A 23,512-nucleotide genomic window follows, 5' to 3' on the forward strand; every position below is an offset into this window, starting at 1 on the left:
GTTGCATCGCCCCGGTTCGTGCGGTTGCCCCGTTCTTAAAAATCCTTGAGTGGACTATAGCCAGCAGGTAGTAGCGCTTGATCCCTCTAAAGTGTGATTTGCAGCTGCCAGCCACTCTGGAACAGTCCTTTCGCCAGTCCGACACCCGTCGGCACGGCAAGGATGGCTGAAAATTTCGTTTTGACAAGCCAAGCGCTTGCTTGGTGGGGGCTGGCGTGCCCTTTCGAGCACGCCAGGTGACGCTTAAAGCGTCGAGAGGAAGGTGCTGTTGGTGGCTTGCCATTCGCTGATGTCGACACGAATGCGCTTCTTGTCGAGCTTGCCGACACTGGTCTTGGGAATTTCAGTAACAAGGGCGATCTGGCTCGGAATCGCCCACTTGCTCAAGTGCCCCAGCTCCACAAACGGCTTGAGGTGTTCCTTGAGTTCCCGCGCCCCGATTGCATGCCCCTCACGGAGCACCAGCAGGGCAAACGGCCGCTCGCCCCACTGCGGATCGGGGATCCCCACCACTGCTACTTCACGTACCGCCGCATGACGACTGATCAGGTCTTCCAGGTCCAGGGAGGAGATCCACTCGCCACCGGTCTTGATCACGTCCTTGATCCGGTCACGAATGTCGATCACGCCCATGCTGTCCAGGGTCGCCACGTCACCGGTGTGCAGCCAGCCTCCGGCCCAGAGCTCGGCGCCCTTCTGCGGCTCATTGAAATACCCCTCGGTCAGCCATGGCGCGCGTAACACCAGTTCGCCCTGGGTCTCGCCATCGGCGGGCAGGAAGTTGCCCTCGGAGTCGACGATCGCCGCCTCCACCAGTGGCCCCGGCACGCCGGCCTTGATCCGGTAAGTGGTGCGTTCGTCTTCGGTACCCGCCATCAATTCGTCGTTGAGGTGCGCGCACGAAACCAGTGGCCCGGTTTCCGACATGCCGTAGGCGGCAGTCAGCTGAATGCCTTTGGCCTTGGCCGCCTCGTACAACGTGCGGTTCAGGGCGCTGCCGCCGATGACGATTTTCCAACCGCCGAAGTCGACGGTCTGCGCGGCCTTGGCATTGAGGACCATCTGCAAAATGGTCGGTACGCAATGAGAGAACGTGACCTTTTCCTTGCGCCACAACTCCACCAGGTACTCCGGATCATAGCGGCCGGGATACACCTGCTTGAGCCCGAGCATGGTCGCCACATACGGCAAGCCCCAGGCGTGCACGTGGAACATCGGGGTGATCGGCATGTACACGTCGTTGGTGCCCAGCAGGCGCACGCTATCGATCGCGCCCATGATGGTCGACACGCCCATGGTGTGCAGCACCAGTTGCCGATGGGTGAAGTACACGCCCTTGGGGTTGCCGGTGGTGCCGGTGGTATAGAACGTGGTCGCGACCGAGTTTTCGTCGAAATCCTCGAAGTCGTATTGCGGGCTCGCCGCGGCCAGCAGTTGCTCGTATTCGCCGACGAGATTCGGCAGGTCCGCGGTTTTTTCCGGCAGGTCAGTCAACAGCAGGGTTTTGTCGACCGTGGTCAGTTGCCCCTCGATGGCCTTGTAGAGACCGACGAACTCGCTGTTGACCAGCACAAAGCGGTCCTCGGCGTGGTTCATGGTGTAGAGGATCTGTTCCGGCGACAGGCGCACGTTGATGGTGTGGATCACCGCACCGATCATCGGGATGGCGAACATGCATTCCAGGTAACGATGGCTGTCCCAGTCCATCACACCCACGGCATCCCCGGGCTTGACTCCGGCCGCTGTCAGCACGTTGGCCAGGCGGGCTACCCGTTCGATCAGGGTCGGGTAGCTATAGCGCAACTTGTCGCGGTAGATGATCTCGCGGGTTTTCTCATAACGGGCACCGGACATCAGCAGCCGTTTGATCAACAGCGGGTACTGGTAAGCGCCTTCGGCCGGGGGGATAACGCGAGTCTTCAACATAATAATCCCTTTAATCTGACTGCACGGTCGTGACTGAAAGTACGCACTGTAGTGCCCTTGAACGTCAGCCAAATCAGCCAAAGGAATGATTTGCAGAACCCCATGAATGATAGCGTTGCGCCATCATTTGCAAGGTTTGATCATCTGTAGGAGCAGCCGGTCGACGCTCGATTGCTCGCGATGAACCCGGGATTACCGCGGGGGGGTCAGATATCAAGCGTTATCGTTGACGCGCATCGCGAGCGAGCTCCTACAGGGATAGATATCTGATCAGTGCATCTCGGTAAAAGCGAGCTTCACGCCAATCGCGATCAGCACCGCGCCCATGGTCCGGTCGAACCAGTGGCCCATGCGGGCGAAACCGGCGCGTACGCGCTGCTGGCTGAACAACATCGCCACCAGGCAGAACCAGGTCGCTGTCGCCACCGCCAGGTAAACCCCGTACCCGGCCTGCACGGCCAGCGGCGTGTGCGGGTTGATTACCACAGTGAACAGCGAGAGGAAGAACAGCGTGGCTTTCGGATTGAGACCGTTGGTGACGAAACCCGAAGTGAAGGCACCACGGGCGGTGCGCTCGCCGGCTTCCTTGTGCAGGTCGTCAGCCACAGACTTGGCCGGTTGCGCGCGCAGCGCCTTGTAACCGATGTACAGCAGGTAAGCGGCGGCGGCCCATTTCAAGGCATTGAACAGCACGATCGACTGGGACACGATCAGGCCGATACCCAACAGCGAGTAACCCACGTGCAGGAAAATCGCCGTGCCCACGCCCAGCGCAGTCCAGGTGCCCGCGCGACGACCGTGGGTAACACTCTCGCGCACCACCACGGCAAAGTCCGGGCCAGGGCTGGCCACGGCCAGCAGGTGAATCAGGGCAACGGTCAAGAACTCTGTCCAGTACATTGGGGGCTCCTTCAGGCCAAGCGTAACTATTTATTTCATCTGGTAGGCTCGGCAGATTACGCCTTCAGTTCATTGCACAAAAGGTACAGTTGATGACGAACACTCGCCGCGCCGTATTCCTCGACCACCCGTCCCTGGACCTCGGCGACCTTGACCTCGACCCGCTGCGCAGTTGTTTCGGCGATTTGCAACTGTTCGCCCAGACCTTGCCCGATCAAGTCATCGAACACCTCAAGGGTGCGACCGTCGCAATCAGCAACAAGATCCTGATCGATGCCGCCGCCATGGCCGCCAGCCCTGATCTCAAGCTGATCCTGATCACCGCCACCGGCACCAACAATGTCGACCTCGCCGCCGCCCGCGCCCACGGGATTACCGTGTGCAACTGCCAGGGCTACGGCACACCGTCGGTGGCGCAGCACACGATCATGCTGCTGCTCAACCTGGCCACGCGCCTGGCCGATTATCAAAAAGCCGTCGGCGAAGGCCGCTGGCAGCAAGCCAAACAATTCTGTTTGCTGGATTACCCGATTGTCGAACTCGAAGGCAAAACCCTTGGTCTTTTGGGCCATGGCGAATTGGGCGGCGCGGTCGCACGGCTGGCTGAAGCCTTCGGTATGCGCGTTGTGCTGGGGCAAATTCCAGGGCGCCCTGCACGGCCGGACCGCCTGCCACTAGATGAACTGCTACCGCAAGTCGATGCCCTGACCCTGCACTGCCCGCTCAACGAACACACCCGCCACTTCATCGGCGCCCGCGAACTGGCCGCGATGAAACCCGGCGCGTTCGTGGTCAACACCGCCCGCGGTGGCCTGATCGACGAACAGGCGCTGGCCAACGCCTTGCGCAACGGGCATCTGGGCGGCGCCGCCACTGACGTGCTGAGCGTCGAGCCTCCCGTCAACGGCAATCCGCTGCTGGCCCATGACATCCCGCGCCTGATCGTCACCCCGCACAACGCCTGGGGCAGCCGCGAAGCGCGCCAGCGAATCGTTGGCCAGGTGACCGAAAACGCACTGGGATACTTCAGCGGTAAGGCGCTGCGGGTCGTCAGTTGATAAACTGCGGCACTTTTTTTCACAGGAGCAGTTATGGATCCGCGCAGTGAAGTACTGCTTCGTCAGGCCGAGTTATTCCAGGGCTCGGTGTTGTTGGCCGGCTTGCCCGCCGACGATTTGCTGGGCCGTCTGCCCGAAGCTCATGGCTGGTGCTGGCACGCCGGCGATCAGGCCGCGCTGGACGCCCGCTTCGCCGAGCGCAGCCATTTTGGTGTGAATGCTCCTGAGCGCGAGTTCGATACAGCGGTGGTGTTTCTGCCCAAGGCCAAGGACCTGACCGACTACATTCTCAACGCCCTCGCCTCGCGGCTGGCTGGCCGTGAGCTGTACCTGGTCGGCGAGAAAAAAAGCGGCATCGAAGGTGCCGCCAAACAACTCAACCCGTTCGGCAAGCCACGCAAACTCGACAGCGCGCGCCACTGCCAGCTCTGGCTGGTCACCGTGGCCAACGCGCCTGAAGCCAAACCGCTGGAAAGCCTGGCGCAGACCTATGAACTGCCGCTGGCCGAAGGCCCGTTGAAGGTCATCAGCCTGCCGGGGGTGTTCAGCCATGGTCGCCTGGATCGCGGCAGCGCGCTGCTGCTGGAACATCTGGACAAACTGCCCAGCGGTCACTTGCTCGATTTCGGTTGCGGCGCAGGGGTCTTGGGCGCGGCAGTGAAACGTCGTTACCCGCATAACCAGGTCACGTTGCTGGATGTGGATGCCTTTGCCGCTGCCAGCAGTCGCCTGACCCTGGCGGCCAATGGTCTGGAAGCCGAGGTGATTACCGGTGACGGCATCGATGCCGCCCCGATGGGTTTGAGTGCGATCCTGAGCAATCCGCCGTTCCATGTCGGCGTGCACACCGACTATTTCGCAACGGAGAACTTGCTGCGAAAAGCGGCCAAACATCTGAAAAACGGTGGCGAACTTCGTCTGGTAGCGAACAGCTTCCTGAAGTATCAACCGTTGATCGAAGAGCATCTTGGTGTGTGCGCGATCAAGGCCGAAGGACAGGGCTTCCGGATCTACCGAGCCAAGCGCGGATAGAACTGCTTTGAAAAAGAAGGCTTGCCGAATGGGCTTTGCAAAGGCAGAATCCGCTCCGTCCTAGGGGAGTAGTCTCCCACGAGCGCCACGCTCGTCCGGCATGCGTCAACATACTTGGTCCTCAGACCATGGCGCATGCGACCCAAGCATCCACATCAGATGGATCGCAGGGTTTGACAAGACCTATGACACGAACACCTTACCCGGGGCGGGGAGGCTGTACGTGTCATAGCCGTGTCGACCCGCCCCTTAGGAAAACCCCTGATGCTGGATTCACTACTCGTACCTACCGCAATCGTTGCCTTGGCCGAAATCGGCGACAAGACGCAACTGCTCGCGCTCATTCTCGCTGCCCGTTTCCGCAAGCCCTGGCCGATCATCGCCGGTATCGTCGCCGCGACCCTGGCCAACCATGCGGCCGCCGGTGCAGTGGGCGCCTGGGTCGGCAGTTTCTTCTCGGATACGATGTTGCACTGGATCCTCGCCGCGAGCTTCGCCGCCACGGCGCTGTGGACCCTGGTCCCGGACAAGATGGATGACGACGAAGCCAGCACCGCCCGCAAGTTCGGGCCGTTCCTGACCACGCTGATCGCGTTCTTCCTGGCGGAAATCGGCGACAAGACGCAGATCGCGACCGTGATGCTGGCTGCGCAGTATCCGGAGCTGTGGCTGGTGATCATCGGCACCACCCTCGGCATGCTGATTGCCAACGTGCCCGTGGTATTGGCCGGTAACTTTGCCGCGGACAAATTGCCGTTGACCCTGATCCGTCGACTGGCGGCGTCGGCGTTCTTCATCCTGGCGATTGTCGCGGTGTACAAGGCGATACAGAGCAGCGGGTGGGTTTGACCCGGGTACTGAGATCAATCTGTGGCGAGGGGGCTTGCCCCCGTTCGGCTGCGCAGCAGTCGTAAATCCTGCAACCGCGGTGTAACTGTTGAATTGTGGCTGCAGGTAATGGGGCCGCTTCGCAGCCCAACGGGGGCGAGCCCCCTCGCCACATTTTCAGCATCTGATAGTCAAGACTTCTTGGCCTGCTCATACAAAGGCATGACCTTCGGAATCGCCGCCTGCAACGCCGCAATACGACTCGACGACGCCGGGTGAGTGCTCATGAACTCCGGTGGTGAACCTTCCGAGGCCTTGCTCATCTTGTTCCACAGGGTGATCGCGGCATTCGGGTTGTAACCGGCGCGGGCGGCCAGTTCCAGGCCGATCAGGTCCGCTTCGTTTTCATTGGCACGGCTGTTGGGCAAGGTCATGCCGTAGTTGGCCACGGTATCGGCCAGGGCCAGACTGTCCTGCCCCAACCCAAGCAAGGTACCCGCGCCCTGCTTCGCCATTTCGATGCCGTAAGCCTTGGACATCGCTTCACGACCGTGCTCACGCAGGGCGTGGGCGATTTCATGGCCCATGATCGCGGCGATTTCATCGTCGGTCAGTTGCAGTTTGTCGATCAACCCGGTGTAGAAAATGATCTTGCCGCCAGGGCCGCAGTTGGCGTTGAGCTCATCGCTCTTGATCAGGTTGACTTCCCACTTCCACTGGGCCGCGTCCGGACGGAAGTTCGGCGCCTGGGCAATCAGCCGGTCGGCAATCGCCTGAACCCGCTGGGCTTCATTGCTGGTCTTGTCCAGCACACCCTTGCTGGACGCCTCGCCCACTGTTTTCTGATAGGACTGGGCGTACATCTGGTCGACCTGTTGCGAGGACAACATGCTGAACATGTACTGCTTGCGCTCAATGCCTACAGCGCCGCCTTTGGTGGTATTGACCGACTGGCAGCCGGTGAGCAGCAGCGCTGCGCTCAGTGCACTGACACCCAAAATCTTGTTCATCAAAAAACTCCCTGAAAACATGCCGAGTATCCTAGGCGTGGAAATGTATCGACGCCAGATACAGTGGACGTAAGACGCACAATTCGGACAAAGCTCTCATCGCCGTAGAAAAAAATTCACATACGACGACAACCCGCTGCCCATCACGCCGCTCATTGATTCAATTACGACATCCGGCACGCAAAAACGGTCCTTTCAACTGCCCACGCTCATGCCCGCCCGTCACCCTGCCGATACACCTGGGCAGACGTCCTTTCGCGTGCGGAGCCCCCATGAAATTCAAGTCGATCCAGTTTTCCGTGGCGGCCCTTGCCGGCGCCATTGTCCTTAGTGTCGTGGCAGCGCTGGTTGTGTACGCACTGTTCTCCGGCGCCCGGACGCAAGACATGGTCCAGGAGCGGACCCAGGCCCAATTCGAGCAAGTCATCGAACAACGCCTGACGTCCCTGGCGCAAACCCAGGTCAGCCAGATCCAGCGCGAACTCGAAGCACCGCTGCTGATTGCCGGCGGACTGGTGCGGGTCAACGCCCTGATCGGCACACCGGGTACCGATGGCCAGCCTTCACTGAGCCTTAGCCGCGAGCAACTGATCGGCCTGATCAAGGAAAACGTGGTCAAGAACCCGAAAATCCTCGGCACCTACATCGGCTGGGAAAAAGACGCGCTGGATCACAACGATGCGGCCTACGTCGGCACCCAGGTGGTCGGCATCGACGCCAGCAACGGGCGCTTCCTGCCCTGGTGGTTCCGCAACGACGACGGCACCCTGGGTCTGGACAAACTGGTGGACGTCGACGACCAGAAAACCCTGTCCACTGGCGTGCGCGCCAGCGAGTACTACCTGTGCTCGAAAGAAACCAAAAAATCCTGCGTGATCGACCCGGCGCCTTATAAGGTGGGCGACAAAATCGTCATGCTCGCCTCCTTTATTGAGCCAATCATGCTCAACGGTGCCTTCCAGGGCATCGTCGGCGCCGACCTGTCGGTGAACTTCATCCAGGAAATGCTCCTGGGCGCCAACCAGAAGCTTTACAGCGGCGCCGGGGAAATGGCCCTGATCGGCGGCAATGGCCGGATCGTTGCCTACACCAAGGATCCGAGCAAATTCGGCGAGAAGGTCAGCGACATCCTCGACAGCAAACAGATCGCCAACATGGCCAATCTCAAGCGCGGCGAAGTCACCTATACCGTCGACAAGGCCCAGGGCCGGATCGAGTTGTACCTGCCGTTCGGCATCGGCCAGACCGACGCCCGCTGGACCCTGATGCTGCAGTTGCCGCTGAATGCGGTCATGGCCGACCTGCAAAAGCTCCAGGCCGACCTGGACGCGCAGCGCAAATCCGACACCTTCGGCATGGCGATGGTTGGCCTGGTGATTGCCGGTATCGGCTTGCTGGTGATCTGGCTGGTGGGCCACGGCATCGCCCGCCCGCTCAAGCAGATGGTGGCCATGCTCGACGATATCGCCCAGGGCGAAGGCGACCTGACCCGACGCCTGACCAGCGATCGCGCCGATGAACTGGGCTCGATCGCCAAAGGCTTCAACACTTTCCTGGCCAAGTTGCAGGCGATGATCACCCAAGTGGTGACTTCGGTGCAGAGCGTCAGCGATTCGTCGGAACACACCGCCGACATCGCCATCCGCACCAACACCGGTGTGCACAAGCAAATGGCCGAGATTGATCAAGTGGCCACCGCCGTACAGGAAATGACCGCCACCGCCCAGGACGTCGCGCGCAATGCGACCCAGGCCGCACAGGCCGCCAGCCATGCCGATCAGGCCGCCAGCCAGGGCATGCAGATCGTGCGCGACACCTCGAACTCCATTGGTGCCCTCGCCGTGGAGATCGGCCGGGCCGTCGGCGTGGTGCAAACCCTGGCCAAGGACAGCGAAAACATCAACGCCATCCTCACCGCCATTCGCGGGATCGCCGAGCAGACCAACCTGCTGGCCCTGAACGCAGCCATCGAAGCCGCCCGTGCCGGTGAACAGGGCCGAGGTTTTGCCGTGGTGGCCGACGAGGTGCGTAACCTGGCGCAGAAGACGCAAAAGGCCACCGAAGAAATCCAGACCATGATCCAGCAACTGCAGCAAGGCACGCGTGATGTGGTGCGAGTCATGGAGGACAGCCAGAACCGCACGGACGAAAGCGTACTGCACGCATCGAAGGCTGCCGAAGCACTGGAAACCATTACTCAGGCCGTGTCGGTGATCAACGACATGAACACCCAGATTGCCAGCGCGGCCGAGGAGCAAAGTGCGGTGGCGGACGACATCAACCGCAACGTGATCAACATCGGCCAGGTGGCCAATGAAGTGGCCGGTGGTGCGGATGAGTCGAGCGCGGCCAGTGCGGACTTGACCAAACTGGCTGAGCAGCAGCGGCGGTTGATCAATCAGTTCCGGGTCTGATCCGAAGCCCCCATCGCGAGCAAGCTCGCTCCCACATTGGATCTGTGGCGCCACAAATTCCCTGTGGGAGCGAGCTTGCTCGCGATGGGGCCGGTTCAGCCACCCAATAGCTCAACCCGGAGTAAGGCACTCCGGTCCATTGAGCTTCGGATCATTCACCATGTTGGCCAGGACCCGTTCGCGCAATGCCGCAGGTTCACTGGCCAGCAATGCTTGCAAAGCATGCAGCGGCGTCTCGGGATCCAGCCACGCGGCCTGCCCCGCCTCATCAAGAATCAACGGCCGCCGCTGGCTCGCTGCCGGCTGGGTAATCACCGCGGTACTCAGCCACACCTGCTCCTGTACCGGATACGCCTCCCAGATCGCCGCAAAAAATAATGACGAGCCCTCCCCTGGTGTCAGCCAATACGGGCGCTTGCGCGTCGTGCCGCGCCATTCGTAGAAACCATTGGCCGGCAACAGGCAGCGGCGCTCACGCAAGGCCTGGCGAAACATTGGCTGTTCGGCAACGGTTTCGGCGCGGGCGTGGGCCGGGGTGCGGGACAGATCGGTCAGCCAGGGTGGCGTCAGGCCCCAGCGGGCGCGGGCCAGCGTGCGCTGACCGTCTGGCTCGGCCCGTAGCATCAACACCGAATCATTGGGGGAAATGTTCCACTGCGCCTGCTGGTCGGCGGGAAAACCGGGCAGCGCCGCGAAGGCGGGGTTCCAGCGAAACAGGGCATAACGTCCACACATGGGGCAGCACGACTCTTGATCAAACGAACGCCAGCCTAACAGACCAGCGTGCCGGGGAAGCTGTCCGGTTCATCGCCAGACAGCGGCAGCGCGGCATTGTACGCGGTGATCAGCTCGCGGGCGTATTCGGCCTGGTCGTTATCCACTGCCAAACCCAGCAAACCGAAAATCGGCAACTCACCGGTGGCTCCCACCAGATCGCGTCCCACCAGATGCGCCTCGATGCCCTCGCTGGCGAGCATGCCTTGCAGCAACTCGCCTTCCATCAGGTTTTCCGGGTCGTAGATGCGCTGCATACACGCTCCTCACTCGTTTTCGCTGAACACTTCGAGATGCCATTCCTCTTCATGAACCTGCAACACGAAGGTTATCGGCCGACAGCACACCTGGCAGTCTTCAATATAGGTCTGATCGCCACCGGACAAATCCAGCGTCGTCTCGACTTCCTCACCACAATACGGACATTCATATTGCGCAGTTTCCAGCATCGCGGTCTCCCAAGTGACTTGTGCGTATAATCGCCGGTCTATTTGCAGGGCTATTTTTGTCTGACTACTTTTTCAGACCGTACCCCGCCGGTTTTCGATCAAAACCTTTACTTACCCTAGCCGTTTCTAACAAGAGAGCATGATGGGCGAATTCGATGCCATCCGACCTTACGACGACAGCGAAGTCCCAGCGGTGCTGGACCGGCTGCTCGGCGACAAGGCGTTTCTAGATATCCTCACCCACTTCCGCTTCCCGCGTTTCGCCGGCGCTTTAGGCTGGGCACTCAAACCTCTTATAGCCCATCGGCTGCGCCGTGAGTTTGCCGGCATTACCTCAGTGGCCACGCTGCAGGACAAAGTCGAGGTTTACGTCGACCACACCATTGAGCGTGCCACCGACGGTGTCACCTATACCGGGGTGGAGCAATTCAAGTCCGGCAGCGCCTATCTGTTCATCGCCAACCACCGCGACATCGTGATGGACCCGGCCTTCGTCAACTATGCCGTGTACCACGCAGGCCTGCCGACGCCACGCATCGCCATTGGCGATAACCTGCTGCAAAAGCCTTTCGTCAGCGACCTGATGCGCCTGAACAAGAGCTTCATCGTGCACCGCTCGATCAGCGGACGTCGGGAAAAAATGGCGGCTTATCAGCTGTTGTCGGCGTACATCAATCATTCGATCCGCAACGATTGCGCCTCGATCTGGATCGCCCAGGCCGAAGGACGAGCCAAGGACGGTGACGACCGTACTGAATCGGCAATCCTCAAGATGTTCCACATGAGCCGCAAGGACGAGCCGTTCGGCGAAGTCATTCAGTCGCTGAACCTGACCCCGGTGTCGATCAGCTACGAGTACGACCCGTGCGATCAGGCCAAGGCCCGCGAGCTTTACATCCGCGCCACCACCGGCAGCTACACCAAGGTGCCGGGCGAGGATGACGTGAGCATCGCCAAGGGCATCACCGGCTACAAGGGCCGGGTGCATGTGAACTTTGCCGCACCGATCACTGAACTGTTCGAAGACACCAAGCAATTGGCGGTCGAGATGGACCGGCAAATCCTCAGCGGATACCGCTTGTTCCCCGTGCACTACCTGGCTTACGCGCAGTGGAAGGACACCGATCCGCAGTTGCAGGTGCCGAAAGCCGCCGAAGTGTTCCCGGCCGAGGAACTGGCCAAGGCCCAGGAAGAATGGCAACGCCGCCTGGACGCCTGCCCTGAAGAGCATCGTCCATTCCTGGTGCTGCAATATGCGACACCGGTGCGCAATCAGTACCGGGTGAAGGCAGGGTTGCCGCTGTAAGCGGTATCGGCCTGACGGCGCTTTTTGTGGCGAGGGGGCTTGCCCCCGTTGGGCTGCGAAGCGGCCCTAAAACCCAAGAAGGTTTTCCCTCTGACACAGCGTCCCTGTCGAGGTGACGACGGCTTCGCCGCCGAACGGGGGCAAGCCCCCTCGCCACAGGGTTTACTTCAGCCTCAGACCTGCGTACTGATCCACGACACCAGCAGTGCCATTCCCATGCAGGCAAAGCCGAAGATGTAGAAAAACCGGTTCTTGCGCAAGGTCGCCCAGTCCAGCGTGGGCTCTACGCTGGGGCTGCTCTGGCGCTGCGCCTGCAGACTGGCCATCGCGCGCAGTTCGCGACGACGGGTGGCGTGCAGCAACCAGCCGCCGGGGAAGGCAAAGAACAAGGCCAGCAGATTGATCAATTTGGCGGGATGGGCGGTAAACAGCGTCATCAAGTGCAGCGACATCACAAACCTCAAGTAACACAGGTGGCAGGTGCCGGACCGGCGACCGCGGCGCGGATTCTACCGAAAGCCTGCGCGCCTGCCCTATGTTTCCGACAAATAACGAAGCGTTTGATCAATAGCTGTCCTGAGTCACGGCTTCGTCATCTGTATCGGCGAACATGCGCGCCTCGAAACCGACACGGATCACGTCATGCTCCACGCCGAAAACCAGGATCGTCTTTACCTCATCACCCCCAGCGAAGAACAACAAGCCCTCGTCGGCAGCCTCGCCTTCAACGTTCAGGACCGCCACTGGCTGGTGTATTGCGCACTCGGCGGCCACCAGCATGCGGATTTGCCGGAGGCGGATTTACTGACGGGCGTGAGCGTGCTGGATTTTTACTCGCAAGCTGCCTGATACCGATCTGTAGGAGCGAGCCTGCTCGCGATGGACTTGAGGACGCCGCGGGGTATCAGATTCCCCGCGTAATCGTTAACGACCATCGCGAGCAGGCTCGCCCCTACAGAGGGCTCGCATTACTCGCCGAGAACCTGCCCCACAGTCGGGTCCTTGAACAGGCGGGTCAACGCATCACTGAGCACATCGCTGACCAGCTTGGTGTTGGTTTCCTGGTTCGGCGCCATACCGAAGCGCTGGTCCAGGGAAGCACCATAACGGCCGCTGTAGCGACGGTTGGCGTTCTGCACATCCGAGCGGAAAGTCGCGCCGATGGTCGCTTCGGTCACGTACATGCCTTCTTTAGGCGACTGATACTTCAGCTCGGCCAGGGTCACGGTGATTTGCGGTGCGTTCGCCGCATTGGCGGTCGGGGTGAAACCCAACAGGCGCACGGCAGCTTCGGCCTGAGCCTGCAGTTTCGGCAGGATCTGCGCGCCTTGTACGGTAATCGCGCTGGTCTCCGGGTACAGGCCACCACGGGTGCCGAGGGTTGGCGACGGACGTCCGTCCACCACACGCACCACAACAGGCTGACCGTGGCCGACGGGCGCCAGTTGAGCCGTCAGCTTGGGTTCCGGGCTCAGTTGTTGCGGGCTGTGGGCGCAGCCAACCAGGGTCAAACTGGTCACAGTGATCAAACCGAACAACAGGCGTTGCAACATGCTCTTCTCTCCAGAATCAGGCACAAACAGGCCGGCAGTATAGCGGTGCGCCACTGCGGGTAACCAGCACCTCACAGTGTTTGATGAAATCTCTGACAAGCCCTTGGCAACGCGGTTCCTGTCATGCAGATGTCACCCCCCATACACTTGCACGTAATGGCCTGCAGGCAATCTTCTCGGCAGACACCCAAACGGTATATCGCCATGCGCCATCTGATCTCTCTGTTCGCGCCACGCCCACTGCATCGCTGCTTCGCCCTGCTCGACCGCAACGGCCGTTGCCAGGCCTTCAAACAGTGCAGCCTCCAGCCCATGGGCGATGGCTGGGTTGAAATCGAAGAGATCCGCCTGAACTGGCTGAATCAGCCGCTGCCTGCCGGTGCCCGCGTTGTTTCGCAGCAGCACCGGCCACGCTCGCGTGCACAGCAAATGATGACGACCTGACCAAACACCTAATAAAAGTCATTAAACACGACCATTTCCCTGCGTTTCTTAGATACAATCTCCCCCCGATTATAAGGACGTCTCCTGATCGGGCCTCGCAGCATCGTCAATGCGCTTGTATTGACACCCCCGCACCGCCCACAGAGAGCCGCCCACACAGATCGAGTGAAGCTGGCGCGCTTGCTGTTTTGTTGAGCAAAACCTCCACTTTTCGCGAATCTGCAGAGCTGTCATTACGCTCGGTCACTGAGCTGTTTGCCCGTTTTGCCTGCCCTGTATCCCATGGCGGCAATCCATCCGGGCACGGTGCCAGGCTGGGACAGCCCTTTTTGAGGTTCACGTCTTCAAAAGAGCGTGAAAAAAACGGGTTTTCACAACTTCACAAGAGTGTGGCGAGCAAATGAATAGTTTTGCGTCTGAACATGCACCATTAGCGTCTACAACAGCCCAACGACACAGGACCGAGTATTTCTCGAACACCGGAGCCTGAAGCCTGTCCGCTACGGATTTGGTTGCACAAACGGATGTATCGACCATAAGTCGAATTGCCTCCCGCGCGCTGAAATGAGTTCATATGGCTCATTAGGCCTGGCAGGTAGCGTCCGTCGAAGTTGCGATAAATTGCGAAGATTCGGACATGGCGATCCTGCCATGGGTACCTGGGGCAACACTGACACGCCCCGTCACTCCTGGCAGCCATGCCGACAATTTGGTGCTGCAGATTTTGGAGACGCGTTAAATGGCGCATAACGAAGCAGTCGACGTAGTACTGGTTGGGGCCGGCATCATGAGTGCCACCCTTGCAGTACTGCTCAAAGAGCTCGACCCCGCGATCAAGCTGGAAGTCGTCGAGCTGATGGATTCCGGTGCCGCGGAGAGTTCCAACCCGTGGAACAACGCCGGTACCGGTCACGCCGGGCTGTGTGAGCTCAACTACACGCCGCAGGCCGCCGATGGCGCCGTCGACATCAAGAAAGCCGTGCACATCAACACCCAGTTCGAGGTGTCGAAGCAATTCTGGTCGTACCTGACCAAAAAAGGCACGTTCGGCTCGTGCAAATCGTTTATCAGCCCGGTGCCACACCTGAGTTTCGTGCAGGGCGACAGCGGCGTGTCCTTCCTCAAGGAACGCTTCAAGGTGCTGAGCAAGCACCACGCCTTCGCCGACATGGAGTACACCGAAGACAAGGCCAAAATGGCCGAGTGGATGCCGCTGATGATGCCTGGTCGCGATCCTGGCGAAACCCTCGCCGCGACCCGCGTGATCAATGGCACCGACGTCAACTTCGGCGCCCTGACCAACCAGTTGCTCAAGCACCTGACCAGCGCACCCGATGCCCAGGTCAAGTACTGCAAGCGCGTGACCGGCCTCAAGCGCAGCAACGGCGGCTGGACTGTCAGCATCAAGGACGTCAACAGCGGCAACACCCGTGAAGTCGACGCCAAGTTCGTTTTCCTCGGCGCGGGCGGTGCGGCATTGCCGCTGCTGCAGGCCTCGGGCATCGAAGAGAGCAAAGGCTTCGGCGGCTTCCCGATCAGCGGCCAATGGCTGCGTTGCGACAACCCGGAAGTGGTCAAGCACCACCAGGCCAAGGTCTACAGCCAGGCTGCCGTGGGTTCGCCACCAATGTCCGTGCCGCACCTGGACACCCGCGTCGTTGAAGGCAAGAAATCCCTGCTGTTCGGACCGTACGCCGGCTTCACCACCAAGTTCCTCAAGCACGGTTCCTTCATGGACCTGCCGATGTCGGTTCGCGCCGGCAACATCGGGCCGATGCTGTCCGTGGCAAAAAACAACATGGACCTGACCAAATACCTGGTCAGCGAAGTGATGCAGTCGATGGAGCAGCGCCTGGAGTCCCTGCGTCGCTTCTACCCTGAGGCGAAAGCTGAAGACTGGCGCCTGGAAGTGGCCGGTCAACGGGTGCAGATCATCAAGAAAGACCCGAAGAAAGGCGGCGTCCTGCAATTCGGTACCGAACTGGTCGCGGCCAAGGACGGTTCCCTGGCGGCACTGCTCGGCGCTTCGCCAGGTGCCTCGGTGACCGTTTCGATCATGCTTGAGCTGATCGAAAAATGCTTCCCGGGCAAAGCCAAGGGCGAATGGGCCACCAAACTGGCCGAAATTTTCCCGGCCCGGGAAAAGGTCCTGGAAACCGACGCTGCGCTGTATCGCAAGATCAACACGCAGAACAACGTTGCCCTGGAACTGGTTGAAGCCAGCAGCGAGACCGAAAGCTACGCTTGATTCGGCCTTATAAAAAACGCCCCGTTCTCACTGAGAGCGGGGCGTTTTTTTTATGGCTGAAATTTACTCAGCCGCGAGCTTTTTCGATCAGCTCAATGTAGTCCGGCGCGTTGCGCTGATCCTTGATCAGGGCGACGAAGTCATTGCCGTGCTCATCCTTGCCATTCACGTCGTAACCCGCTTCGACGAAGAACGTCAGGAAACGCTCGAAATCGTCGATGCGCAGGCCACGGTAGGCCTTGACCAGTTTGTGCAGGGACGGAGAAGTCGCGTCGACCGGTTCGAAATCGAGGAACAACTTGATCTGCTCATCACCGATCTCGTCACCAATCACTTGTTTTTTATCTTTACGCATTGCCGACTCCAGCTCGCAGACATTTCACGGGGCGGGCAGTTTACCCCTGCGCGGGCTCAAGGCTCAACGCGCACGAGTGCTGCCGGTGTGCAGATCAGCCCAGACATGGCCATTGGCGTAGCTGAGAAACTGGCAATACACCGTGTCGTTGCGCAACAAGTCGATCACCACCCGGTATTGAGCGAGCGGGTAAAAGAGGGTCAGGGTTTTGCTCTTATCGTCGTAGACCGGCTTCTTCAGGCTTTTGCTTTCACCATCGAAGTTGACCAGCACCTGACTGATGGTGGCGCCCTTGTTCAGGGATTTGCCCTTGAGCCGAATCATCAGCGGCGAAGTGACCGGAATCGGCTGTTGATTGGATTGACGCTGAGCGCCGACCACCACCGAATAATCGGTGACCTGCATCAGTTGCTGCTGCTCGGGATCGGCATCGCGCAGCGTGAGATCGTCCGGCGGCAGGAATTGGCTGTGCATGAGCGCCGGCGCGGCGGCCAGTGGCAGGCTGAGGGTCAGCAACAGGGCGGCGCAACTGCGGATCAAAGGGCTCATGACAGGTTCCGGAATCGGGGCCGAACACTCTAGCATGAGCAAACGGACGTGGTTCAAATGCACAGAAGCCACTGTGGGAGCGAGCTTGCTCGCGATGACGTCGGCACATCCAGCATCAATGTGTCAGTGACATCGCCATCGCGAGCAAGCTCGCTCCCACAGGGTACCGATCAGTCGAACTGCGCGCGCATCCAGGCCTGATACTCGGCAACACCCGGCTCGCCTTCGCGCGGCGCCCAATGCGCCAGCTCACCCTCGCCGACCGGGCGGTAAGGACCGGCCTTGCATTCGAACATCAGGCTGTCGGCCTCCAGCACCACCAAACCGTGGAACACACCGGTTGGCAGGTCCACGCCAACACAGTCCCCACCGGCCTGCAGCACGGTCTTGCTCAACACCGCACCGGCCTCGTCAAAGATCAACACACCCAGCCGCCCCTTGAGGACCAACAGGGTTTCGGCCTTGTTATCGCCCAAATGCCGATGAGGCGGGATATACGTGGACGGCTGCAGCCCCACCGCCATGCGATGACAGGCGTCTTCCATCTGATGGAAATTGTGGTGCTGGCGCCCACGAGGATTGGCCGCGGCTTTCCCGGCCAGTTCGGCGAACAAGGTCTGATCCAGAAAGCGAGGCGTATCCATGTCTTACATTCCTTTAACGGCGAAAATCCCGTTGGCGTTACGCCAGTAACCTTTGTAGTCCATGCCATAACCGAAGATGTAGCGGTCAATGCACGGCAAACCGACGAAATCGGCCTTGAGGTCCGGGCGGGCCTTGCGGTCGTGGTCTTTGTCGATCAGCACGGCGGTGTGCACTTTGCGGGCACCGGCGTGTTTGCAGAAGTCGATGATCGCGCCCAGGGTGTGACCTTCGTCGAGGATGTCGTCGATGATCAGTACGTCACGGTCGATGAAAGAAACTTCCGGCTTGGCTTTCCAGAACAGGTCGCCGCCGCTGGTTTCGTTGCGATAGCGGGTGGCGTGCAGGTAGGACGCTTCCAGCGGGAAGTGCAGATAGGTCAGCAGCTTGCCGGAGAAAATCAGCCCGCCGTTCATCACGCAGAACACCACTGGGTTGGAATCCGCCAGTTGATCGTTGATTTGTGCACCGACGCGGGCGATGGCCGCCTCGACTTCAGCTTCGGTGTACAGGCAGTCAGCCTCTCGCATGATTTGACGGATATGCTCGAGATCAGCAGACATGGTGCTCTCCAAAGGGGTGGCGGAATCAGGAAAAGCGGGCAAAGGTACGCATCAAGCGAGGCCAGATCAAGCGTTTGTGGACTAACGTACTGTATGTCTATAGGACAACACCCTCGGATAGATTAATCTAGGCCGGTTTTTTTGCCCGCCGCCGGAGCCTTTCCCCATGCCCATCCATGAGATCCGCCACCCGCTGATCCGTCATAAACTTGGCCTTATGCGCCGCGCAGACATCAGCACCAAGAATTTCCGTGAGCTCGCTCAGGAAGTCGGCGCGCTGCTGACCTATGAAGCCACCAAAGACCTGCCGCTGGAATCCTACGATATCGAAGGCTGGTGCGGCACAGTGTCGGTCGAGAAAATCGCCGGCAAGAAGATAACCGTCGTACCGATCCTGCGCGCCGGCATCGGCATGCTTGAGGGCGTGCTCAGCCTGATCCCGGGCGCCAAGGTCAGCGCCGTGGGCGTTGCCCGCAACGAAGAAACCCTGCAGGCCCACACCTATCTGGAAAAACTGGTTCCGGAAATCGACGAACGCCTGGCGATGATCATCGACCCGATGCTCGCCACCGGCAGCTCCATGGTTGCCACCATCGACCTGCTGAAAAAGGCCGGCTGCCGCGACATCCGCGCCATGGTGCTGGTTGCCGCCCCGGAAGGCATCGCCGCTGTAGAAAAAGCTCACCCGGACGTGATCATCTACACCGCTTCCATTGATCAAAAACTGAACGAACACGGCTACATCATCCCAGGGCTGGGCGATGCCGGTGACAAGATCTTCGGCACCAAGCAGAAGGACGCGTGACCATGCAGCAAGAGTTCAACGATCCGCTCTGGCGCACGGTACTGTCGGGTGCACAGATGCTGTTCGTGGCCTTCGGCGCCCTGGTGTTGATGCCGCTGATTACCGGTCTCGACCCGAACGTGGCGCTGTTCACGGCCGGCCTGGGGACGATCCTGTTCCAGATCGTCACCGGGCGTCAGGTGCCGGTGTTCCTGGCATCGAGCTTTGCCTTCATCACCCCGATCATTCTCGCCAAGGGCCAGTTCGGCCTGGCCGCGACCATGGGCGGCGTGATGGCGGCAGGTTTCGTCTACACCTTCCTCGGCCTCGCGGTGAAGATCAAAGGCACCGGCTTCATCGACCGCCTGCTGCCGCCGGTGGTGATCGGGCCGGTGATCATTTCGATCGGCCTGGCCATGGCGCCGATTGCCGCCAACATGGCCATGGGCAAGGCCGGCGACGGCAGTGAGTTGATTCATTACCAGACGGCAATGATGATTTCGATGCCCGCACTGCTGACCACACTGATCGTCGCGGTTTTCGGCAAGGGCATCTTTCGCCTGGTGCCGATCATCTCCGGCGTGCTGGTGGGTTTTGGCATGGCGTTCTACTTCGGTGTGGTCGACACCGCGAAGATTGCGGCGGCACCGTGGTTCGCCATCCCGCACTTCACCGCACCGGAATTCAACTGGCAGGCGATTCTGTTCATCGTTCCGGTGGCCCTGGCCCCGGCCATCGAACACATCGGCGGCGTGATTGCCGTGGGTAGCGTGACCGGTCGCGATTACCTGAAGAAGCCCGGCCTGCACCGCACCCTGCTCGGCGATGGCATCGCCACCACGGCGGCCGGTCTGTTCGGCGGCCCGCCCAACACCACCTACGCCGAAGTGACCGGCGCAGTCATGCTGACCAAGAACTACAACCCGAAAATCATGACCTGGGCGGCGATCTTCGCCATCAGCCTGGCGTTCATCGGTAAATTCGGCGCACTGCTGCAAAGCATTCCGGTGCCGGTGATGGGCGGGATTCTGTGCCTGTTGTTCGGTTCGATTGCGGCGGTGGGGATGAATACGCTGATCCGCCACAAGATCGATCTGGGCGAGGCGCGCAATCTGGTGATTGTTTCGGTGACCCTGGTGTTCGGGATCGGCGGCGTGCTGATCGGCACCGGCACCGGGCCGGACGATTTCGGCCTCAAGGGTATCGCGCTGTGCGCGGTGGTGGCGATCGGCTTGAACCTGATCCTGCCGGGCAATGACAGCTGGAAGCACAAGAAGGCGAATGAGCCGCTGATCTAAAGCCTCAGGCAATACCTTGTGGCGAGGGGGCTTGCCCCCGTTCGGCTGCGAAGCAGTCGTAAATCCAGCGAGCGCGGTCTGTCAGTTGACTCGCGGTTGAAGGATTCAGGGCCGCTCCGCGACCCAACGGGGGCAAGCCCCCTCGCCACAACAGCCCGTCAACCCACAGTTTGTATGCCTACAATGCAATCGGTGCCCTTTCACACAAGGTCGCCAACGCCTTCGCCCAATGCGGGTCATCGTTGAGGCACGGCACCAGCACCAGGTCCTCCCCCCCCGCTGCGCGGAATTGCTCCTTGCCGCGATCACCGATCTCTTCCAGGGTCTCGATGCAATCGGCTACGAACGCCGGGCACATCACCAGAATCTTTTTCACGCCGCTTTTGGCCAACTCATCGAGGCGCGCTTCGGTGTAGGGTTCGATCCATTTGGCGCGCCCCAACCGCGACTGAAACGACACCGACCACTTGCCCTCCGGCAATCCCATGCGCTTGGCGAACTCTGCCGCCGTACGCAGGCACTGGCCGCGATAACAGGTGGCGACCACCTCCGGCGGCGCACCGGCGCAGCAATCACCGCCACCCTCGAAGCTGTGACCGGGGTTGAGCTTCTTCAGATGCCGTTCCGGCAAGCCATGAAAGCTCATCAGCAAGTGATCGAAATCCTGCTGCAAATGCGGCCGGGTCGTGGCCACCAGCGCATCGAGGTATTCCGGTTGGTCGTAGAACGGCTGGAGCACCGACAACTGCACGTCGAGGTTTTTCTCGCGTACCACGCGCCTCGCCTCTTCTATGACCGTAGTCGTGGTGCTGTCGGCGAACTGTGGATAAAGCGGCGCCAGGGTGATTCGCTTGTGCCCCGCCGCGACCAGGCGCACCAGCGTCGATTCGATCGACGGCTCGCCGTAACGCATTGCCAGCTCGACCGGGCCGTGTTGCCACTGACTGGTCATCGCTTGTTGCAGGCGACGGCTGAGCACCACCAGCGGCGAGCCCTCGTCCCACCAGATCGAGGCATAAGCATGGGCCGACTGCTCGGGACGCTTGATCAGGATCAGCGACACCAGCAGCCGTCGAACCGGCCATGGCAGGTCGATCACGTACGGGTCCATCAGAAATTGATTGAGGTAGCTGCGCACATCCGCCACCGAGGTGGAGGCAGGTGAACCCAGGTTGACCAGAAGCAACGCGTGATCGGTCATGCAACGTCCTATTTCAAAGGCGACTGGACAGATCGTCCAAAGCCGCGTGCAAATCCGTGAACTTAAAAGTGAAACCTGCCTGTAACAAACGCACTGGAGTGGCGCGCTGGCCGCCCAGCAACAACGAAGACAATTCGCCCAGGCCCACTTTCAAGGCAAGGGTCGGCATCGGCATGAACGCCGGGCGATGCAGCACGCTACCCAGTGTTTTGGCAAACTCGCGATTACGCACGGGTTCGGGCGCGCACGCATTATAGGGACCGCTGGCCTCGTTGCGATGCAGAAGAAAATCAATCAAGGCGATTTGATCGTCGATATGAATCCACGGCATCCACTGCCGGCCGTTGCCGATCGGCCCTCCCAGGCCCAGTTTGAACGGCAGTAACAGCCGCGACAAAAAGCCGCCCTCTGCCGACAGCACCAAACCGGTTCGAATAAGGATGACGCGAATGCCCAGCACCTCAGCTCGCTGTGCGGTCTCTTCCCAGGCGATGCATAACTGGCTGGCAAAATCATCGATGACCGGTGGCGATTCTTCGGTCAACTCACGTTCGCCACCATCGCCATACCAACCGATTGCAGAACCGGAGATCAGCACCTGCGGTTTCTGTGCGCGGCTTTCAAGCCAGGCCAGGAGGGTTTCGGTGAGCGTGATTCGGCTACTCCACAGCAGGGCTTTGCGTTTGTGCGTCCAGAGTCGGTCGGCGATCGGTGCCCCGGCAAGATTGATAATCGCATCGACAGGTTCTTGCCCCAGATCCTCCAGCCGTGCAACTCCACGCACTTGGACACCACATATTTTCGCGACATTTTCAGGTTGGCGACTCCAGACTGTCAGGCGATGACCTTGGCCCAACCAGTGCTGGCAGAGCTGACGTCCTATCAAACCAGTACCGCCGGTCAGCAATATGTGCATGACTTCTTCCTCGCGTGGCGTTTTACCTTGTCCATTAGTCTATTTTTATAAGCAGGGATCTTTGGTATCGAGCAGGCTCTGTGTTTAACAATAGGCCAACCTGTCAGATCGAGAACGCTAAAAGTTATACCAAAAAACAATATTGTACAGGTTTGAACCCCGGCGTAGTCTGTACAGAAAGGTAAACGAGGCCCCTATGACTGTACCTATCGCAATCATCGGCACCGGCATTGCCGGACTCTCCGCCGCCCAGGCCCTGACGGACCTCGGGCACGTGGTCCAACTGTTCGATAAAAGTCGCGGCAGCGGCGGGCGCATGTCGAGCAAGCGCAGCGATGCGGGTGCTCTGGACATGGGCGCGCAGTATTTCACTGCCCGCGACCGGCGTTTTGTCAACGAAGTCCAGCGCTGGCAAGCCAAGGGCTGGGTCGCCGAGTGGACGCCGCAGTTGTACACCTACCATGGCGGCCAACTCAACCTGTCGCCGGACGAGCAGACCCGCTGGGTCGGCACGCCTCGCATGAGCGCCATCACCCGCGCCCTGCTCGGTGACCTCGAAGTGCATTTCGCCTGCCGGATCACCGAGGTCTATCGCGGTGAAGAACACTGGCACCTGCAGGACGCCGAAGGCTTCACCCACGGACCGTTCAGCCATGTGGTCATCGCCACGCCGGCCCCACAGGCCACGGCTCTGCTGGCATCTGCGCCGAAACTCGCCGGGGCCGCCGCCGGGGTGAAAATGGACCCGACCTGGGCCATCGCCCTGGCCTTCGAAACACCGCTGGAAACGCCCATGGAAGGCTGCTTCGTACAGGACAGCCCCCTCGACTGGCTGGCCCGAAACCGCAGCAAACCCGGACGCGACAACACCCTCGACACCTGGGTCTTGCATGCCACCAGCGCCTGGAGTCGCCAGCACATCGACCTGTCCAAGGAAGCGGTGATCGAACAGTTGCACGGCGCATTTGCCGAACTGCTGCACGATTCAATGCCCGCGCCGAGCTTCAGCCTCGCCCACCGCTGGCTCTACGCCCGCCCCGCCAGCAGTCACGAATGGGGCACCCTGGCCGATGCCGACCTGGGGCTGTACGCCTGTGGCGACTGGTGCCTGTCCGGACGCGTCGAAGGGGCCTGGCTCAGCGGTCAGGAGGCCGCCCGCCGCTTGCATGAGCACCTGCAGTAAAGAGCATCAACCCGAGCAAATCGCTGCTGTCGCCCTGACAGCAGCCCGCCAAAAACCTATACAAAGAATTTGACTTGTA

The 23,512-nt window shown here is 60.4% G+C and carries 25 protein-coding genes, 1 pseudogene and 1 riboswitch; of the genes and pseudogenes, 12 read left to right on the forward strand and 14 right to left on the reverse strand.

Annotated elements, in window-relative coordinates; translation table 11 throughout:
- Positions 1 to 243: 243 nt before the first annotated feature.
- Positions 244 to 1,926, reverse strand: a complete 1,683-nt coding sequence (locus tag J4D25_RS20595; RefSeq protein ID WP_057713342.1) for a fatty acid--CoA ligase — start codon at positions 1,924 to 1,926, stop codon at positions 244 to 246.
- Between the two features lie 270 nt (positions 1,927 to 2,196).
- Positions 2,197 to 2,826: a LysE family translocator gene (locus J4D25_RS20600; protein ID WP_057713341.1), complete on the reverse strand. Its 630-nt coding sequence runs from the start codon at positions 2,824 to 2,826 to the stop codon at positions 2,197 to 2,199.
- Positions 2,827 to 2,918: 92 nt separating this feature from the next.
- On the opposite strand from J4D25_RS20600, the gene J4D25_RS20605 reads away from it, so the two are divergent.
- The 3 genes from J4D25_RS20605 to J4D25_RS20615 all read left to right on the forward strand — a co-directional run bounded on the left by J4D25_RS20605 (position 2,919) and on the right by J4D25_RS20615 (position 5,765).
- Positions 2,919 to 3,884, forward strand: a complete 966-nt coding sequence (locus J4D25_RS20605) for a 2-hydroxyacid dehydrogenase (protein WP_057713340.1) — start codon at positions 2,919 to 2,921, stop codon at positions 3,882 to 3,884.
- 33 nt (positions 3,885 to 3,917) lie between these two features.
- Positions 3,918 to 4,916: a class I SAM-dependent methyltransferase gene (locus tag J4D25_RS20610; RefSeq protein ID WP_008045980.1), complete on the forward strand. Its 999-nt coding sequence runs from the start codon at positions 3,918 to 3,920 to the stop codon at positions 4,914 to 4,916.
- A 51-nt stretch (positions 4,917 to 4,967) separates the two neighbouring features.
- Positions 4,968 to 5,090: riboswitch (yybP-ykoY riboswitch) on the forward strand.
- A gap of 90 nt (positions 5,091 to 5,180) precedes the next feature.
- Positions 5,181 to 5,765, forward strand: a complete 585-nt coding sequence (locus J4D25_RS20615) for a TMEM165/GDT1 family protein (RefSeq protein WP_057713339.1) — start codon at positions 5,181 to 5,183, stop codon at positions 5,763 to 5,765.
- Positions 5,766 to 5,935: 170 nt separating this feature from the next.
- Here J4D25_RS20615 and J4D25_RS20620 read toward each other — a convergent pair whose 3' ends face one another.
- Positions 5,936 to 6,754: a M48 family metallopeptidase gene (locus J4D25_RS20620; RefSeq protein WP_057713338.1), complete on the reverse strand. Its 819-nt coding sequence runs from the start codon at positions 6,752 to 6,754 to the stop codon at positions 5,936 to 5,938.
- Between the two features lie 1,361 nt (positions 6,755 to 8,115).
- On the opposite strand from J4D25_RS20620, the pseudogene J4D25_RS27405 reads away from it, so the two are divergent.
- Positions 8,116 to 8,313, forward strand: a pseudogene (locus J4D25_RS27405) (HAMP domain-containing protein); the annotation flags it as partial.
- 111 nt (positions 8,314 to 8,424) lie between these two features.
- Positions 8,425 to 9,168: a methyl-accepting chemotaxis protein gene (locus tag J4D25_RS27410; protein WP_371918691.1), complete on the forward strand. Its 744-nt coding sequence runs from the start codon at positions 8,425 to 8,427 to the stop codon at positions 9,166 to 9,168.
- Positions 9,169 to 9,279: 111 nt separating this feature from the next.
- Here the strand turns inward: J4D25_RS27410 and J4D25_RS20630 are convergent, their stop codons facing one another.
- Genes J4D25_RS20630 through J4D25_RS20640 form a run of 3 tightly spaced genes read right to left on the reverse strand, consistent with a single transcriptional unit; the run spans position 9,280 to position 10,391 of the window.
- Positions 9,280 to 9,903, reverse strand: a complete 624-nt coding sequence (locus tag J4D25_RS20630) for an SOS response-associated peptidase (protein ID WP_046041890.1) — start codon at positions 9,901 to 9,903, stop codon at positions 9,280 to 9,282.
- Positions 9,904 to 9,938: 35 nt separating this feature from the next.
- The gene (locus tag J4D25_RS20635; RefSeq protein WP_057713336.1) at positions 9,939 to 10,199 is read right to left on the reverse strand and encodes a putative signal transducing protein; all 261 of its coding nucleotides are present in this window, start codon (positions 10,197 to 10,199) and stop codon (positions 9,939 to 9,941) included.
- 9 nt (positions 10,200 to 10,208) lie between these two features.
- A complete protein-coding gene (locus J4D25_RS20640; protein WP_053159662.1) occupies positions 10,209 to 10,391 on the reverse strand; it encodes a CPXCG motif-containing cysteine-rich protein in 183 nt (60 codons plus the stop codon).
- A gap of 139 nt (positions 10,392 to 10,530) precedes the next feature.
- Here J4D25_RS20640 and J4D25_RS20645 point away from each other — a divergent pair, with 139 nt between their 5' ends.
- Positions 10,531 to 11,697 carry a 1-acyl-sn-glycerol-3-phosphate acyltransferase gene (locus tag J4D25_RS20645; protein ID WP_057713335.1) on the forward strand — a complete coding sequence of 389 codons (1,167 nt, stop codon included), beginning with the start codon at positions 10,531 to 10,533 and terminating at the stop codon, positions 11,695 to 11,697.
- A 173-nt stretch (positions 11,698 to 11,870) separates the two neighbouring features.
- On the opposite strand, the gene J4D25_RS20650 is transcribed toward J4D25_RS20645, so the two are convergent.
- Positions 11,871 to 12,149: a hypothetical protein gene (locus J4D25_RS20650; protein ID WP_057713334.1), complete on the reverse strand. Its 279-nt coding sequence runs from the start codon at positions 12,147 to 12,149 to the stop codon at positions 11,871 to 11,873.
- Positions 12,150 to 12,339: 190 nt separating this feature from the next.
- Here J4D25_RS20650 and J4D25_RS20655 point away from each other — a divergent pair, with 190 nt between their 5' ends.
- Entirely contained in the window at positions 12,340 to 12,546 is a 207-nt protein-coding gene (locus J4D25_RS20655; protein ID WP_033052291.1) for a hypothetical protein, read from the forward strand.
- Between the two features lie 119 nt (positions 12,547 to 12,665).
- Here the strand turns inward: J4D25_RS20655 and J4D25_RS20660 are convergent, their stop codons facing one another.
- Complete coding sequence (locus J4D25_RS20660) at positions 12,666 to 13,250, reverse strand: YajG family lipoprotein (protein WP_057713333.1); 585 nt, start codon at positions 13,248 to 13,250, stop codon at positions 12,666 to 12,668.
- Between the two features lie 204 nt (positions 13,251 to 13,454).
- Here J4D25_RS20660 and J4D25_RS20665 point away from each other — a divergent pair, with 204 nt between their 5' ends.
- The gene (locus J4D25_RS20665; protein ID WP_057713332.1) at positions 13,455 to 13,694 is read left to right on the forward strand and encodes a hypothetical protein; all 240 of its coding nucleotides are present in this window, start codon (positions 13,455 to 13,457) and stop codon (positions 13,692 to 13,694) included.
- A gap of 739 nt (positions 13,695 to 14,433) precedes the next feature.
- The gene (gene mqo / locus J4D25_RS20670) at positions 14,434 to 15,942 is read left to right on the forward strand and encodes a malate dehydrogenase (quinone) (RefSeq protein WP_057713331.1); all 1,509 of its coding nucleotides are present in this window, start codon (positions 14,434 to 14,436) and stop codon (positions 15,940 to 15,942) included.
- 67 nt (positions 15,943 to 16,009) lie between these two features.
- Here mqo and J4D25_RS20675 read toward each other — a convergent pair whose 3' ends face one another.
- The 4 genes from J4D25_RS20675 to J4D25_RS20690 form a co-directional block, all read right to left on the reverse strand.
- On the reverse strand, positions 16,010 to 16,297 hold the full coding sequence (locus tag J4D25_RS20675) for a PA4642 family protein (RefSeq protein WP_015096805.1): 288 nt from the start codon (positions 16,295 to 16,297) through the stop codon (positions 16,010 to 16,012).
- Positions 16,298 to 16,360: 63 nt separating this feature from the next.
- Complete coding sequence (locus J4D25_RS20680; protein ID WP_057713330.1) at positions 16,361 to 16,846, reverse strand: hypothetical protein; 486 nt, start codon at positions 16,844 to 16,846, stop codon at positions 16,361 to 16,363.
- Between the two features lie 170 nt (positions 16,847 to 17,016).
- A complete protein-coding gene (locus J4D25_RS20685) occupies positions 17,017 to 17,490 on the reverse strand; it encodes a WbuC family cupin fold metalloprotein (protein ID WP_057713329.1) in 474 nt (157 codons plus the stop codon).
- Positions 17,491 to 17,493: 3 nt separating this feature from the next.
- Positions 17,494 to 18,051 (reverse strand): hypoxanthine-guanine phosphoribosyltransferase, encoded by a 558-nt coding sequence (locus J4D25_RS20690; RefSeq protein ID WP_008045996.1) that lies wholly within the window; start codon positions 18,049 to 18,051, stop codon positions 17,494 to 17,496.
- 166 nt (positions 18,052 to 18,217) lie between these two features.
- Here J4D25_RS20690 and upp point away from each other — a divergent pair, with 166 nt between their 5' ends.
- Complete coding sequence (gene upp / locus J4D25_RS20695; RefSeq protein ID WP_053159679.1) at positions 18,218 to 18,856, forward strand: uracil phosphoribosyltransferase; 639 nt, start codon at positions 18,218 to 18,220, stop codon at positions 18,854 to 18,856.
- Positions 18,857 to 18,858: 2 nt separating this feature from the next.
- Entirely contained in the window at positions 18,859 to 20,133 is a 1,275-nt protein-coding gene (locus J4D25_RS20700) for a uracil-xanthine permease family protein (RefSeq protein ID WP_057713328.1), read from the forward strand.
- A gap of 178 nt (positions 20,134 to 20,311) precedes the next feature.
- Here J4D25_RS20700 and hemH read toward each other — a convergent pair whose 3' ends face one another.
- Both hemH and J4D25_RS20710 read right to left on the reverse strand, forming a co-directional pair.
- On the reverse strand, positions 20,312 to 21,334 hold the full coding sequence (gene hemH, locus J4D25_RS20705) for a ferrochelatase (RefSeq protein WP_057713327.1): 1,023 nt from the start codon (positions 21,332 to 21,334) through the stop codon (positions 20,312 to 20,314).
- Positions 21,335 to 21,347: 13 nt separating this feature from the next.
- On the reverse strand, positions 21,348 to 22,250 hold the full coding sequence (locus J4D25_RS20710; RefSeq protein ID WP_057713326.1) for a TIGR01777 family oxidoreductase: 903 nt from the start codon (positions 22,248 to 22,250) through the stop codon (positions 21,348 to 21,350).
- Positions 22,251 to 22,446: 196 nt separating this feature from the next.
- On the opposite strand from J4D25_RS20710, the gene J4D25_RS20715 reads away from it, so the two are divergent.
- Positions 22,447 to 23,433: an NAD(P)/FAD-dependent oxidoreductase gene (locus J4D25_RS20715; protein ID WP_057713325.1), complete on the forward strand. Its 987-nt coding sequence runs from the start codon at positions 22,447 to 22,449 to the stop codon at positions 23,431 to 23,433.
- Positions 23,434 to 23,512: the final 79 nt, after the last annotated feature.

It is taken from the genome of Pseudomonas sp. GW456-L13 (assembly GCF_017350115.1).
In the GTDB taxonomy this organism is placed as follows: Bacteria; Pseudomonadota; Gammaproteobacteria; order Pseudomonadales; family Pseudomonadaceae; genus Aquipseudomonas; species Aquipseudomonas jessenii.